The sequence below is a fragment of the Okeania sp. SIO3I5 genome, from assembly GCF_010672085.1.
Taxonomy (GTDB): domain Bacteria; phylum Cyanobacteriota; class Cyanobacteriia; order Cyanobacteriales; family Microcoleaceae; genus Trichodesmium.
Window position 1 is genome coordinate 13,614 of sequence record NZ_JAAHHT010000029.1, and the last position, 16,114, is coordinate 29,727.

Genomic DNA, 16,114 nt, shown 5'->3' on the forward strand with positions numbered 1-16,114 from the left:
AGAGGAATAAAAGGACTAGAAGGAGTCCTGTTGTTTGGATCTTTGTCTTGATACCACTCTTTCAATTCCCACGCTTCAACTGTTGCTTTACCATATTGTGGACGAGGTGGAAACGAAAGCTTTATTAAGAGTTGAAGAGAACCTGTACGGACACGAAGGTCACTCATCACACCTTCAAAAGCTTTGTAATCTACTTCAAATATGGTTTCAGGATCGCCCATAGCTCCAAGATCACAAATTGGGAATTTATAGAATTCCTGATCTTCTAAACGATCCTCAAAAACTGTATACAAAAAATCATCGTACTCATTCCTTTCTGATTCTTTCCTTGGATCGCCTATTGTCAGAAGATTTTCCAAATTAGGCTTCCCATTCGGAGAACCCTCTGTACTTGCGGGCCTCTTGTACCATTTGATCCCTTTTATTGCTTGTTCGTGTCTTTGATTCCAACTAGCAGCATCTAGCTCATTAAGAGGGTCTGTTTCGTCAGAATAATACCAGATAAAAGCAACAATTTGAGAAACTACCTTTGATTGGCGAATCACAGACTGAAGGTCTACACCTGCATCAACAGTTTGATTAGAAATAGTATCTTGACTATCAGCAGCCTTCTGATAATTTGGCAACAAATTTTCCCTTAGGAGTACCATAATTTTATCTAAATCCTGTAATCTAAGGTTTGAAACATTGTACCATACCTAATGGTCAAATAAATCCATTTATACGGCTTCCAAAACCATGCATTCATTCAGGCCAAAGTTTTTAGCAACTCCTACTAACAACTACATAGAGGAATAAAAGGACTAGAAGGAGTCCTGTTGTTTGGATCTTTGTCTTGATACCACTCTTTCAATTCCCACGCTTCAACTGTTGCTTTACCATATTGTGGACGAGGTGGAAACGAAAGCTTTATTAAGAGTTGAAGAGAACCTGTACGGACACGAAGGTCACTCATCACACCTTCAAAAGCTTTGTAATCTACTTCAAATATGGTTTCAGGATCGCCCATAGCTCCAAGATCACAAATTGGGAATTTATAGAATTCCTGATCTTCTAAACGATCCTCAAAAACTGTATACAAAAAATCATCGTACTCATTCCTTTCTGATTCTTTCCTTGGATCGCCTATTGTCAGAAGATTTTCCAAATTAGGCTTCCCATTCGGAGAACCCTCTGTACTTGCGGGTTTCTTGTACCATTTGAGCCCTTTTATTGCTTGTTCGTGTCTTTGATTCCAACTAGCAGCATCTAGCTCATTAAGAGGGTCTGTTTCGTCAGAATAATACCAGATAAAAGCAACAATTTGAGAAACTACCTTTGATTGACGAATCACAGACTGAAGGTCTACACCTACATCAGCAGTTTGATTGGAAATAGTATCTTGACTATCAGCACCATTCTGATAATTTTGCAAGAAATTTTCGTTTAGGAGTACCATAATTTTGTCTAAATCCTGTAATCTAAAGTTTGAAACATTGTACGATACCTAATAGTCAAATAAATCTATTTATAGAAGCTCTAAGTGTATCTATTTAACAAGTTACAAGTTGAATACCCATCTGGGTTTGATGATTCTGGCAGCCATTTTTCGGAATTTTTCGGTCTTCTGAACTCTTGTAGTTGTTAGGCTCCTTAAAACGGCTTTTCCGAAGCCTTTGTATTTCAAGAAAAGATACCAAATGGGTTCTATACGGCTTCCACAATCATACATTCATTCCGCAACGCCAAAGTTTTTAGCAACTCCTACTAAGAACTACACAGAGGAATAAAAGGACTAGAAGGAGTCCTGTTGTTTGGATCTTTGTCTTGATACCACTTTTTCAATTGCGACGCTTCAAATGTTGCTTTACTATATTGTGGACGAGCTGGGAAGGAGAGCGTTACTAAGAGTTGAAGACGTCCAGTACGAACACGAAGGTCACTCATCGTACCCTCATAAGCTTTGTAATTTACTTCAAATATGATTGTGGGATCTGCTTCATAAAACCGATATAAAACGTCATAACATGACATTTTACTGTTTACTTCCTGCTTCAACTGAGACCGTCGGCGGCTACTCATCCACAGGCATTCACGGTCAAGCCGACCGCATCTCTCAAATTAATACTAGCGTTTAAATCTCTATCTATTGACAACCCACACTCTGGGCAATCATAAGTTCTCAGATCCAAGGGCATATCTTGAACATGACCGCAGTTCGAGCAAGTCTTTGAGGATGGGAAAAATCTATCAATGACTACCAGCTCAGATCCGTACCATTGACACTTATATCCTAGCTGTCGCCTAAACTCATAAAATCCTTGGTCGGCTATAGATTTCGCTAGCTTATGATTGCGTAACATTCCGCTGACATTTAAATCTTCAATTGAGACACTGCCGTGGTTCTTGGCTAAGTATGTTGTCAATTTATGAAGTGCATCTTTACGGATATTTGCTACTTTTCTATGCAATCTGGCTATCTTCTGTTGTGCCTTTTTCCAGTTAGCAGAGCCTACCTCTTTGTGACGATTTAGGTATTGGAGCCTAGATAACTTAGCTTCAAATTTCTGAAGTGGTTTCACACTTTCAAATACTTGACCATCACTTAGTGTAGCTAGGGTTTTCACACCTAAATCTACACCAATAACATCAGTTTTTTTGGGTGTAGTATGAGAATGAAATTCATAGCTACAACTGAGATACCAATCACCAGCTTGTCTACTAACGGTTATTTTTTTAGTTGTTGCCTCAATTGGTTCATAAGTTTTGACCATACCAATAAAAGGTAATTTATGATTCCATCCATTTAATTCTATTGGTTTTCCACAATTATCTATTGTGAATGAATCATGTTTACCCTTCTTTTTCAACTTTGGGTATTTTCCTAATCCTTTAAAGAACCTTTTAAATGCTTCACCTAAGTTGATAAAAGCATATTGGTAAACTTTAGATGACAAGTTTTTCATCCAAGGGTATAAAGGCTTTGTATGGTTGGTAAAAACCTCTCTTAGCTTTCGAGCATTAGGCTTGTAACCATTTCTGTAAGCAGCATTCCACAAGCTTAAACCCCAGTTATAGCACCATCTGCTATACCCCGCGTGTTGAGCCATCAGAGTTTTTTGCTGATTATTTAATTTAAGTTTGGTTCTAATGGATTTCATTTATTTGTGTTTCATGTGCGCAGCAAACATAGCCTGTCTAATAGTACGCTTTATAACGTAACGTATTATATCGTCATTCTTTGATTAAGTCAATGCTCCCTGATTTCCAGATAAAGAATCTTACCATATTTTTGACTTACCAATCTCAATTTTTGTATTCTTCCTCTAAATACCATTGACAAAAAATAATGCTACAAAACTTGAGTTATAGGCAACAAAAAATATAAAACAGGCAACAAATAACAGAAATTTGTAGCAAATATTTATCAAACTGGTATAATCCCCACAACGAATAGGTTGGCCAACCTCAACCAGATGTTCAAAGGCCCAATCGTGCCCAAGGATAAAATTTAATCACACTTGAGAATAAATTTCTGTCACCGTAGTTGTCAGAACTTGACATTCATCTTTTGTTTCTCGATTCATAACTTGTGACATCCACATATCGCAGTCTTTACAAGCTGTTCTTTTTTCTAATTTATTCAGGATTAAATCTCGTCGCAGTTGCTGAAATAAATCTCCAGACCAAATCTCTTGTAATGTTTGCTGATGATAGTTTCCTAAACTTTCAATATCTTTGTCAAAGCCCAATCTAAATAATGTTTCAATACAATAATATATTCGACCATCGGGCAAAACTGCCATTTCTATAAACGGAAATAAACAAGGCCATCTGCCACCAGCTTTTTGTTGATAATATTGAAGGGATTTTTGTACGGATTGGTTAGTATCTTTAAGTCGCATATTCGTTTCTTGATACTCGGCAACATTTAAGACAAAAATACTATCTACTTTCGATAACCAACGATTAAAAAATAGTTGTTCTTCTTCTACGGTTACATCTTTATTTCTGACAAAAGATGTCCTCACTTCACAGGAACTTCCTAATCTATCTCTAATTTTTAAGAAATTAATTACATTAGATTCTACTCGGTTAAAATCAGCTCCTCTAACTTGTAAATAAGTCTCTGGAGTCGCCGCATCAATGCTAATATCAATACTGGTTAATCCGGCTTTTAATAAAGATGTAGCTCTATTCTCATCCAGGAGTTGACCATTAGTTGTCAGATGAATTTTGGGAACTCCTTGCTGTCTAGAAAGTTGAATAAAATCAACAATTTGAGGATGAAGCAGTGGTTCTTCAACACTGCCTATTAAAATGCTAATTCCCGCTTTGCCACAGTCTTGTGCTAGTCGTTCCATCATCTCCCAAGACATCTGTTTTTTGCCTTGAAAAAAATCGGTGGTATGAGTGGGTTTGAACAGAGAACTGTGATAGGGACACATGACACATTTAAGATTGCAAGTATTACCAACAATAACTCTTACATAAGAGGGATTAACGGCTTTTCCATAATGGTTAGTAAAGTAATGTAATTGTTCATCAAGATCGATTTCATATATTAAGGTGAAAGGAATCTTATTAGAAGTTTTACCTGTTAATAAAGCTGCGATTTTTGCTTGTAATTGAGACCAGATGTTACTTAATTGTTGGGGATATAAATAGGCTAATATAGGATAAGTTGGTAAGTCTAATTCTGAGAGAATAGGCAAAGTCGGTTGAAAAACAATTATTGAATTATTTTCTTTAGCTGTAAGGAACAATTTTTCGAGACTTTTTGGATGTAAAGGAATACCATGAGGGGGAATTTCTAGCACCCGATTTGGTATTTTCCAGTTATCCTTGATGGGAGTGGTTAATAGCTTTTGAGGATCGTTAATAATCATTTTTTGGGTTAGTTTTGATTAAATTTATAAGAAGCTGTTTGTCAACTCATAAAAACCTCTCTCCAAACCTCTCTCCTGCAAAAAGAGAGGCTTATTAACCCCCATTCCCTTGTAGGAAAGGGGGGCAGGGGGGTTAGGTTTTTAGGATTCAATCGTTAATAATCATTTTTTGGGTTAATTTTGATTAAATTTATAAGAGCTGTTTGTCAACTCATTAAAACCTCTCTCCAAACCTCTCTCCTGCAAAAAGAGAGGCTTTGAAACCCCCCTTCCCTTGTAGGAAAGGGGGGCAGGGGGGTTAGGTTTTTAGGATTGATCGGTTCTATACAATGCTTCTCAAACAGTTTCTAAGAGCTGTTTATAAAGCTGATTATAAAGCTGATTATAAAGCTGATTAGTCTTTTAATTCTACCTATAAAAAAACCCGCACTTGTATGAGGCGGGTTAATTCTATCCTAAATTTCAATATTTTCAAGATGTGACTAACAACAACTAACTACAAGTTGCCGGAATATAAGGATTTTCTGAAAAATAGGTATCCTCTTCTCTATTAGCTATCCAATCCTCCAAATCTTCTTTTGTCACCGTTGTATTTCCGATTAAGGGGCGTGGAGGATAGGGAATTTCAAACATAAGCAGACATGGATTATTAAGTGTTGGATCTTTGATAACTCCATTAAAAGAATTAATGTTGATGTGAAACAAGTAACCAAGCTTAGTATTAATTTCACCTAGTTCAAATTTGTCAAATATAGGGAAAATATATTGTTCATTTATATTAGGACCAAAAACAGCTTTGAGCAAATCCCATTCTTTACCTGGACATTGAGGACTAGCTCTGAACAATTTTTTTAAATTGTCACCAACTTCATTACCTGTAGTCGGTTTTGTAAAGTAAACCTTTAGTTCATTGGCAGTGTTTTTTTGCTCTGCATTTTCCGGCCTTTCTTCATCATCCCATCGCCAAATATAGGCAATAATTTGAGAAATTTGTTTTGCTTGTTGATAAAGACGCCTGATAAATGATACCGAATGATAACTTTTGATATCTTTTAACTCTGAAAACTTTTGCTGGTTACTGAAGCGCAAATTTTCGGGGGATAATACCATAATGCAACCTACCTAATAATCTTTGTATTAAAGTTGAACAATCTGTTCTTTAAAAGAGAATGAAATTTTTAGTTAAATGATACAAGTTCTGCAAAAAAGGATCAAGCTTTCCAAGCTATACCCTAATAAAATAAAACCTGTACATTTCACCTCAAATTTTATAGAAACATTTGGGGTTATCCCAAACAATTTTTTTTAACTATCTCCTGGGATAACTTCCCCTCAAGTTCTACAGCATTTTTGACAGCTACTAAGTAGTACACAGAGGAATATAAGGACTCGGAGGAGTTCTGTTACTTGAATCTTTGTCTAAATACCACTCTTTCAATTCCCACGCTTCAACTGTTGCTTTTCCATATTGTGGACGAGGTGGAAATGAAAGAGTCATTAAGAGTTGAAGAGAACCTGTACGGACACGAAGGTCACTCATAACACCTTCAAAAGCTTTATAATCTACTTCAAATACGGTTGTCGGATCTCCCTCTCCTCCAAGATCATAAATCGGGAATTTATAGAATTCCTCATCGTCTAGACGATCCTCAAAAATTGTATACAAAAAATCATCGTACTCATTTCTTTCTGATTCTTTCCTTGGATCGCCTATTGTCAGAAGATTTTGCAAATTAGGCTTCCCGTTTGGAGAACCTTCTGTACTTGCGGGTTTCTTGTACCATTTTATCCCTTTGATTGCTTGTTGATGTCTTTGATTCCAAGTAGCAGCATCTACCTCATTAAGAGGATCTGTTTCGTCAGAATAGTACCAGATAAAAGCAACAATTTGAGAAACTACCTTTGATTGGCGAATCACATCTTGAAGATTTAAACCGAAGTTCTTACCATCTTTGTTTGAGTTTTCTAATTGCTTTTCAGCTAACTCTGAAAACTTTTGCTGATTACTTAAACGCAAATTTTCGGGCGATAATACCATAGTGCAACCTACCTAATAGTCTTTTATTAAAGTTGAAAAATCTATTCTTTAAAAGTGCATAAAATTTTTAGTTAAATGATACAAGTTCTGCAAAAAAGGATGAAGTTGTCGAAGCTTATCCCTAACAAAATCAAACCTGCAAATTTCACTTCAAATTTTATAGAAACATTTAGGGGGTACCCAAACGATAATATTCAAACGGCATTAATTGTACCATATCTTGAGAATCCCCAATGTAAATTTTTGTATTCTTCATCAAACCACCATAAGCAAAGCTAGTTAACATCTAAAAAAGCCAAAAATCTCCCATTAACTGCTCGGTTAATGAGAGATTCTTAAAGTATCTTAGTTACAATATTCGCCTTAAGCTATAGGAATGAAACTTTAAACTCAAATTTTGGCTAAGTTCTATGACTAACAAGTACAGGTAGGAATATATGAGTTAGAAGGTGTATAGTTACTACTATCCCGGTCATTAAGCCAGTCTAATAATTCTTCTTTTGTGAGGGTTGCTTCACTAAGTTGTGGACAAGGTGGAAAGGCAATCACTGCTGTCAAAACATTCGGACTATTAGGGTTAGGATCTAGCAGATAACCATTACTAATAGCAGCATCAGTTTTAAATACTATTATGCCAGACTCAATGTCTTGCTTATTATAAAGCGGAAACTGATAAAGACTTTTGCTTTCATCCTTAACGTCAGGAAAAACTTTACTCAAAAATTCACCGTATATAGTCTGATCTTGAGGTTTGGCACCCATTAATTTCGCCAAAGAAGGCAACTTCTCTCCAGAAGTTGGGTTTTCTAATTTATCAAAATTTTTTGTCGGATTTTGAAACCAGTGTCTAGCTTGTTTAGCCAAAGGATCTGATTCCGCATATAACCGTATATAGCAAATAATTTGAGAAATCATCTTTGAGCGAGTCAGTATATGTCGAAGCACTGAACCTTGCATTAGTTTGTCAGAGTTTGGGTTTTCTAACAATTGTTTTTCAGCTAACTCTGAAAACTTTTGCTGGTTATTTACACGCAAATTTTCTGGGGATAATACCATAGTGCAACCTACCTAATAATCTTTTATTAAAGTTGAACAATCTGTTCTCTAAAAGAGAATGAGATTTTTAGTTGGATGATACAAGTTCTCCAAAAAAGGAGAAAAGTATCTAGATTGTATCCTCGCAAAATTAAATCTGCAAATTTCACTTCAAATTTTATAGAAACATTTGATGTAGCTCTTTGGCCATATCCTGGGGGTTATGGAGATTTATGGCACCGACTCCTTTTAACCGACTGGGGTACAAAATTCTTCATACAGCCAAGTATTAACAGATTTTTGGCCTGGTGCCCTGCGGCGGATATTTTCTATGAAGCGATCGAGTGAATATCTAAAACAGGACTTACCGAATAATTAATAATTAATAATTAAATAACTCACCTTTAAAGGGGAAGCTTTAAAGGGGAAAAAAATTTATTTTTTTCTTTTAGTCAATCCTCTTCCTTTTGGGGAGAGGTAATTATCCATTATTCATTAATGAAGCACCCTACTACACTTATGTTGGGTAATGTTGGGTTGAGGAACGAAACCCAACCTACAATTTAATAGATATTTAGAGTTTGTTATGAAGCGATCGCCTCAAAAATTTTTCTGAGTATCACAGATTTTTGGCCTGGTGCGTTACAGCGGATATTTTCCATGAAGTAATGAAGTTAATATCTAAAACAGGAGTTACGCACCCTCCCGACACCTCCCACACCTCCCACACCTCCCACACTCCCCACACCTCTCACACTCCCCATCATGGAACAAATAAACGTTGGAGGTATATTTTAGCAACTTGATCGCTCGGATTAATTTTCAAGCATTCTGTAAACAGTCGCCTTGCTGCCAATGACTGACCAGAATTACAAAGTGAGATAGCTTCTGTAAACTTTTCTAGACTCTTGAGTTTACCTTCCTTAATTTCTGGCAGATCCGTATCGAAAACCTCATAAACAGTTACTTTTTGCGATTTACCTTTAACTTTTACCGTATCTATAGAGCGAATAGCATAGTTGCTTGGTTGCGTCAGTTGTGAAAAAGTCTGTTCCGTAATCAACAACGACACCCCATAATTTTTTGTCAAACTTTCCACCCTAGCAGCTAAGTTGACTGCATCACTAATCACACTACCATCCATACGATTTTGCCCACCTACAGTACCCAACATCAGAAGACCTGTATTAATGCCAACACCAATACCAATAGGAGGATCGCCTGAATTCATACGTTCTTGGTTATATTTGTTCAGTCGCTCAAGCATAGAAATACCTGCTTTGAGAGCATTATCTGCATCTCCAGAAAATAAAGCCATGATTGCATCGCCGATGTATTTATCAATAAAACCTTGATTCTCTAAAATTGCTGGTTCCATCCTTGATAAAAAAGAATTAATAAACCGAAAATTCTCTTCGGGTGTCATCGCTTCCGACATGGTAGTAAAATTACGAACATCGGAAAATAAAACTGACATTTCTAATTGTACTTGGTCTCCCAACCTTACATCGACAATGCTTTCTTTATCCAACAATTCCAGAAACTGTTTAGGAACAAAACGTTCGTAAGCTTTATTTAGATGAAATAGTTCGATAGTAAAACGCTCGCGATCGAATTCAGCTTTTTTTCGTTCTGTAATGTCTATAAAGGAACCAATAGCATAAGTAATTTTTCCTTTTTCGTCATAAACAGGTTTAGAAAAACTTTCCAGAGGAATTATCTTATCGCCTTGGCGAACATAAACATCTTCCGTTGTCAAACTTTCCCCTTGTAGAGCGCGGGTAATAGGCAGTTCCTCTGATGGGTATTCTTGATTTGTGCTGATTTTATAAAGCTGATATGTTGACGCAATTTGTTCTGATGTGACATCTGATACTACTTCCTTTCCCAATAATTCCTTGGCAATTTGGTTAAAGTAGTAAGGATGACCTGAAGCATCTATAATTGCCACACCAACTGGCACAGCATCCAGAAATTGAGTCAACCTGCTTTCGTTTTCCCTGACTTGTGAATAAAGTCTTGAATTGTCAATGGAAATTGCTGCTTGACTAGACAGTATATTTAAAAGTTCGACTCGTTTTGAGGTAAATGCACCTGTGGTTAAGTTATTTTCTAAGTAAATAATCCCACTTAATTTACCTTGATTAATTAAAGGAGTACAGAGAATTGATTTAGATTTTGTAGCGATAATATAAGGGTCATTAATAAATTGTCCTTGGTTAGCTGCATCATTGAGAACTATATTTTCTTGACTGTGGATTACATAATTGATAATTGTCGTTGGTAAAATCGGAATTGATGTTTCTGGGTCTACAAATTCTACAGGAATAGATTGTAAGATTGTAACTTCGTCGCTATTTATTTTTCCTTGAGCTTCAATAACCCAACTACCTTCATGGTTGAGAATTAAAAAACCTGTTTGTGCCCCTGCATTTTCAATCAGAATTTTCATTAAATTGCGCAGGAGATTTTCCAACTTAATTTCACCAGAAATTGCTTGAGATGCTTTAATAACTGTTGTTAAGTCGAGAATTTCTCCTCTAGTTCCGGTGAGAGAAATACTTGTATTAATACCTTTAGATTTACTTCTATCGGTTGCTCCTAATAAATACTGGGGATATTCTGATTCTAACTGTTTGACTTTAGCTTTAGCACCCCAACGGATGTAACAATGATGGGAATTTCTTAAGTACAATTGACCGATTTCTTCTCTACCGAGGGCCAGATAAAATTCTGCTGCTCGTTCGTAAGCTAAGGCTTCTTCGTGGATAAATTCATATTTTTTGGCTCCTTGAATCGCGCGATCATACAGTTCTTGTGCTTGCCAATTTTGTCCTAAAACTCGTGCTTTTTCTGCTTCTACTAAATCATATTTATTTTGATAATTTTTGGGGGCTTTTTGTGCCCATTTTTTCATTTGTTTTTGATTACTTGATACCTTTTTTAATAATATTTTTTTCTGTTGATTTTTATTGCTCTTTAAAGCTAGAGCTAAAAGAGTAAGAGATTGATAAAAATTGCACTGAGGTATTAAATTTACACTAGAACCAAAAGCTTTATATTTTTCACATAAATTGCTATATTCAATGGCATTTGAATAATATTTTAAAAAATAAAATTTAGTATTTTCAAAAAGTGCTGCAAAAAGAACTAAAAGATATAAATTATTGTTTATATAAAAATTTATATCATAACCATTATCTTTTTCACTTTTTTCAGCAAAAGTATTTCTATCGCCATCAATATTGATTAAATATGAACAAAATTTTTCACAAAAAACAAATAAATCGTTTCCATACTTGTCCTTATATTTAGCAAACAAGGATATATATTCATTAACTTTTTTGTGAATAGATTGTAAATTTTCTCCACTATAAAATAGTGAGATATAACAATAATTTGCAGCAGCATAGCTACTATATGCTATCTCTCCGTACTCAAGTCCAGTTTGAACCACTTCAACCAAAGGTTTTAGTTCTTTACTAGAATTATTTTTCCAGTATTTAACAAAACCATAAAACATATGTAACACAATAGGTTTTAATGATTGTAGTGTCAATTTATCTGATAGTTTTAAAGATAATTGACCAAACCGATAGCCCAAATCAATGTTCTCTACTCTCTCACATAAGTAAGAAGCATACCAAACGTATGCAGCAGAAGCAAACTCAGAATTTCCATATTTGATATGAATATAGACTTGATTCAGAATAATCAAATAATGTAAATTTTGATTTGTTGAGTAGGCAGGAGAATTAAGAGCTGATAAAATATTTACAGCTGCAACTTGATTGGGATCTGTTATTTGTGGTAGTTCGGCTAAATCTTCAATCTGTGTCTTTTTTAGGAGTAATTTTACCTGAAAATGTTTAGCTAAAATCTTCATTTTCCCAGGTTTTTTTGGCAAATTTAATCCCAGTAGTTTTAAAATTTCTAATCCGCTATCTATGGCTAACTCTAGTTGAAGTTGAGATCTATAATAATTAATTTTTAGGTCATATACCTTAACTTTATCGAGGAGCTTATTCGATTTTTCCAGAATGATAGCATCAAGATTTTGAGCCTGAGATAACTTGCCATTTAAGTAAAGAACTTCTAATGTTTCTAAATGAAGTTCTATGGTCAATTGATAGTTATTTTTCCAGCTATTAATAGCTAATAATTTTAATCCTAATTCCAAATATTTAAGAGCAGGTTCATAAGCAGTTGATGCTTTAGATTTTTTACCTGCTTGAAGATTAAATTTAGCTAACTCATCTTTTTCTAATTGCTCGGTAATTAAGTCCGAACCCTCGTTAAGTTGATTAACAATATCAAAAATATTATTCTGTAGCTCACCCTCTCGTTCCTGAGTCTTTTTAAGATTTTTCAGTAGCAAACGACCTATTTGTAGATGAACCTGCTTTTTTTTTGCTTCAGGAATCAAAGAATAAGCAGCTTGTTGTACTCGGTCATGTAAAAATTTGTAGGGAATATATGCAGAATTCTGAGATGAGATGTCGGAGCTATTATTTGGTAATTCTTCTAAACTCCAAAGTAGAGGAACTTTATAATTATTGTTTAGAGGAATTATTAAACCTTCATCTAGAGCTAACTGTATTTCTTTAGCTGTGAATACTTGAGATTTATTATTTACAATTGACAGAATTTCTAAATTAAAATTATTTCCAATACAAGCGGCTAATTTGAGAACTTGTTGAGTTTTCTGATCTAATTTTTCAATTTTACCGACCATCAATTCAACTACATTATCAGTAATCGAAACCCTTTGAATTTCTTCTATATCCCATTGCCAATAACCTTGTCGGTTATCTTCTATTTTAAGAGAATATTTCTCTCGGTTAAATACTAATAAATTTTCTTGGTACAAAGAATAAAGCAGTTGAGTCAGGAAAAATGGATTGCCTCCAGTTTTTTTAGCAACTAATTCAGCTAAAGGTTTAGTAATTTCTGTTGAGCAACTTAGGGTATCAGCAATTAATTGATTAATATGATGACTTTTTAAGGGGTAAAGGGTAATTTCATTAACTGGTACTTGTGCATTCTTAATTTTTTCTAAAGTACTTACTAGAGGATGGGTATGGCTAACTTCATTATCTCTATATGCTCCGATAGTCAAAAAATATTTGTTATCAGAATCTGACATTAATTGCTCAATTAAGTTCAGAGATGGTAAATCTGCCCATTGTAAATCATCTATAAATATTACTAAAGGATTTTCTTTTTGACAAAAAACACTCAAAAATCTTTGAAATAATAAATTAAACCGATTTTGACTTTCGGTAGATCCTAATTGTTCTACTGCTGGTTGTTTACCGATAATTTTTTCTAGTTCGGGAATCACATCAATAATAATTTGACCATTATTGCCTAGAGCTTCTAATAGTTTATTTTTCCAATTTTGTAGGGTGATTTCTGGTTCACTTAGCAGTTTACGGATTAATTCTTGAAATGCTTGAGATATAGCTGAATAAGGAATATCTCTTTGCAATTGGTCAAATTTACCACTAATAAATCTTCCTCGTTTTTTTGCAATGGGTTTGTGAATTTCATTAACTAAAGCTGATTTACCAATTCCTGAATAACCAGAAATCAGAATCATTCCTGTTTTTCCTTGACTTACTTGCTCGAATGCTGTTAACAGTTGAGTAACTTCTTGTTCTCTACCATAGAGTTTTTGAGGAATCTGAAATTTATCAGAAATATCTTGATTTCCTAAAGGAAAATTTGAAATTTCTCCTAAAGTTTTTAATTGATGCAGACAGGTTTCTAGATCAGCTTTAATTCCCCAAGCACTTTGGTATCTTTCTTCTGGAGTTTTTGCTAATAGTTTGCTGACTATATTAGATACAGAATTAGGAACATCAGGAATTAGTTTATGCACTGGTAATGGTTGTTGTGCAATATGACAATGAACTAACTCCATGGGATCGGTTGTTTCAAAAGGTAGTTTATTGGTTAAAAGTTCGTAGAAAGTTACGCCCAGAGAATAAAGATCGCAGCGATAATCTATGCCTCGGTTCATTCTACCTGTTTGTTCTGGAGCAATATATGCTAAAGTTCCTTCTAGTTGATGGGGGAGAAGAACTGTGAGAAATTCTTGGGATAAACGGGTAGAAATGCCGAAGTCGATGATTTTTAGTTGTCCTGTTTGGGAATGATAGACAATATTAGCAGGATTAATATCTTTGTGGATGATATTAGCTTGATGAATTGCTGCTAAACTTTCTGTTGTTTTAATAGCAATAGTCAGAAAGTTTTCTAAGTTTAATTTACTTTGGGGTAGTAATGATTTTAGAGATTCACCGCCAAAGTCTTCTAAAAGCATGATTAAACTATTCTCATATCTTTGTAAGTCGTAAGCTTTAATAATACTATCTACATCCAAGGAACGAAGAATTTCATATTCCTGTCTATACTGGGTAAGTTGGGAAGGAGTAGGATAGTTTTCTTTAAGAATTTTGAGAATAATAGCTTGATTATCTGGCTTGAGGATAGCTCGATAAATCAATGAATTATCACTTTCGTAAACTTTAGCGATAATCTGGTAGTTAGTATTGGAATCAATCATTCTTCTATGCCATAGAAACGACAGGAGTTATCCCAAAGAATCTTTTTCACAATTTCTGGAGAAAGCTGCTCCTCTAATGCTACAGCATTTTTAACAACATTGGGATCGTGATCGAGGTGGGGATAATCAGATCCAAAAATCAAATTATTTTCACCAATGTATGAGATAATATCCCTAATATAGGGTTCAGAAGGTTCTATTTCAATAAAACACTGGCGACGAAAATATTCTGAAGGCTTCATCTTGACATTTTCTTTAACCTCCCATTCAAGTTCCTCATACTCTTTATCTAATCGCCATAACCAATATAGTAGCCACCCACAACCTGACTCTAGAAAACCTATTCTCAGCTTAGGATACCGTTCTAATACTCCTCCTTCAACTAAGGCTAAGAATGCCATCATTTGCTCCATTGGATGAGCACAAGCGTGTATTGAAAAATGGGTATCAAACCTATCTGCTCCAGTAGCTGGTAGACAACAATGAGCAGCAGTATGAATACCAACCGCTATTCCTAATCGCTCACATTCTGCCCAAAATGATTCATAAGCGCGATCGCTCAGTAGTCGCCCTTTAACCGGGTTAGGAAATACACAGACACTTTTCCAGCCAAACTTTGCTATCCGATTTAATTCGGGCACCATATCTTCAGGATTATGAAGATTAACTATTCCTACTCCTCTGAGGATTTCTGGATCGTAACTACAAAAGTCTCGTAACCAGTTATTATAGGCGAGAACGAACTCCTGAGCCAGTTGAGGGGTCATTGTATCAACGGCCAAAAGCCATAACCCATAAGTTGGGTAAATCAATGATAGATCGATTCCCATTTGTTTCATGGCCATGACTTGAGATTCTGCATCAAAGTTATTGGGTAAAGACAGTTTACCTTTTACTTGATTAGAAATCTTATGATATATTTTCGTACCCTTAATTGTCAGATCGGGCAAAGGAGCAAAACTTTTAAATCCTGGATTAAGATACTTTTGCCAAATGTCCAGTGGCTCTATAGTATGAGCGTCTGCGTCAAGAATTTTGTATCTATTTAACATCTTAAAAAGCTAGTATTATAGCAGGGAACAGGGACAGTTGGAAAAATATTTCCTAGTCTAAGATTCATCATCAGTCGGTAGTCCTAACGAATTCTTTCTTAGCTATATTATCTATATTAATAATAATATTAAAGTTATTGCACTAGATTAAGAAGCGAAATTATTTGTGACACAATTAATAAGCTATCAGCTTTTAGCAACTCTGGGTTAAAATCCCTAGTTTCCATAAACTAGATAGTTGAGGAGAAATTTAGGTCTCCTTCTCAACGCTCAAAAAAATAATCCTGCTGAGTGCTGAGTGCCGACTGCTTCATTAGAGTGAATTGGCATAAGAATAGACATCTCAGAAAAAAGTGCTCAAATCTTGATTTTTCAATTGCTCAAGATTAGATGTCTACTTCTTGGAGATGTCTATTTGTTTTTTTTGTCTAGTTTTAAGTAGGGTGTGGTAAATTTTGTGCGTTATGTATCAAATTGTCAACTAGCTCAAAAGCAAATTATGTAATTAACTTAAGCCTTTTTGTGACTGAAGCAATGGAACGTCTTTTTT

The 16,114-nt window shown here is 35.0% G+C and carries 12 protein-coding genes; 1 reads left to right on the plus strand and 11 read right to left on the minus strand.

Annotated elements, in window-relative coordinates; genetic code table 11:
• From F6K40_RS09125 to F6K40_RS09160, 8 genes are all read right to left on the minus strand, one after another.
• Positions 1 to 650: hypothetical protein (locus F6K40_RS09125; protein ID WP_293134435.1), on the minus strand; the 650-nt coding region annotated here is incomplete at its 3' end.
• Positions 651 to 775: 125 nt separating this feature from the next.
• Entirely contained in the window at positions 776 to 1,438 is a 663-nt protein-coding gene (locus F6K40_RS09130; RefSeq protein ID WP_293134438.1) for a hypothetical protein, read from the minus strand.
• A 308-nt stretch (positions 1,439 to 1,746) separates the two neighbouring features.
• Complete coding sequence (locus tag F6K40_RS09135) at positions 1,747 to 2,061, minus strand: hypothetical protein (protein WP_293134441.1); 315 nt, start codon at positions 2,059 to 2,061, stop codon at positions 1,747 to 1,749.
• A complete protein-coding gene (locus tag F6K40_RS09140) occupies positions 2,058 to 3,140 on the minus strand; it encodes an RNA-guided endonuclease InsQ/TnpB family protein (RefSeq protein ID WP_293134444.1) in 1,083 nt (360 codons plus the stop codon). The genes F6K40_RS09135 and F6K40_RS09140 overlap by 4 nt, the downstream gene beginning before the upstream one ends.
• Positions 3,141 to 3,494: 354 nt before the next feature.
• Positions 3,495 to 4,868, minus strand: coding sequence for a radical SAM/SPASM domain-containing protein (locus F6K40_RS09145; protein WP_293134447.1), 1,374 nt, complete (start codon positions 4,866 to 4,868; stop codon positions 3,495 to 3,497).
• Positions 4,869 to 5,360: 492 nt separating this feature from the next.
• Positions 5,361 to 5,978 carry a hypothetical protein gene (locus tag F6K40_RS09150; protein ID WP_293134450.1) on the minus strand — a complete coding sequence of 206 codons (618 nt, stop codon included), beginning with the start codon at positions 5,976 to 5,978 and terminating at the stop codon, positions 5,361 to 5,363.
• 250 nt (positions 5,979 to 6,228) lie between these two features.
• Positions 6,229 to 6,906 carry a hypothetical protein gene (locus F6K40_RS09155; protein WP_293134453.1) on the minus strand — a complete coding sequence of 226 codons (678 nt, stop codon included), beginning with the start codon at positions 6,904 to 6,906 and terminating at the stop codon, positions 6,229 to 6,231.
• 414 nt (positions 6,907 to 7,320) lie between these two features.
• On the minus strand, positions 7,321 to 7,962 hold the full coding sequence (locus tag F6K40_RS09160; RefSeq protein WP_293134456.1) for a hypothetical protein: 642 nt from the start codon (positions 7,960 to 7,962) through the stop codon (positions 7,321 to 7,323).
• A 75-nt stretch (positions 7,963 to 8,037) separates the two neighbouring features.
• Between F6K40_RS09160 and F6K40_RS09165 the strand changes: the two genes are divergently transcribed.
• Positions 8,038 to 8,289 carry a hypothetical protein gene (locus tag F6K40_RS09165; RefSeq protein WP_293134459.1) on the plus strand — a complete coding sequence of 84 codons (252 nt, stop codon included), beginning with the start codon at positions 8,038 to 8,040 and terminating at the stop codon, positions 8,287 to 8,289.
• A gap of 271 nt (positions 8,290 to 8,560) precedes the next feature.
• On the opposite strand, the gene F6K40_RS09170 is transcribed toward F6K40_RS09165, so the two are convergent.
• The 3 genes from F6K40_RS09170 to F6K40_RS09180 are packed head-to-tail and all read right to left on the minus strand — an operon-like array spanning position 8,561 to position 15,564.
• Positions 8,561 to 8,689, minus strand: a complete 129-nt coding sequence (locus F6K40_RS09170; RefSeq protein WP_293134462.1) for a hypothetical protein — start codon at positions 8,687 to 8,689, stop codon at positions 8,561 to 8,563.
• 15 nt (positions 8,690 to 8,704) lie between these two features.
• The gene (locus tag F6K40_RS09175) at positions 8,705 to 14,512 is read right to left on the minus strand and encodes an AAA family ATPase (RefSeq protein ID WP_293134465.1); all 5,808 of its coding nucleotides are present in this window, start codon (positions 14,510 to 14,512) and stop codon (positions 8,705 to 8,707) included.
• On the minus strand, positions 14,509 to 15,564 hold the full coding sequence (locus tag F6K40_RS09180) for an amidohydrolase family protein (RefSeq protein ID WP_293134468.1): 1,056 nt from the start codon (positions 15,562 to 15,564) through the stop codon (positions 14,509 to 14,511). The genes F6K40_RS09175 and F6K40_RS09180 overlap by 4 nt, the downstream gene beginning before the upstream one ends.
• Between the last annotated feature and the right edge of the window lie 550 nt (positions 15,565 to 16,114).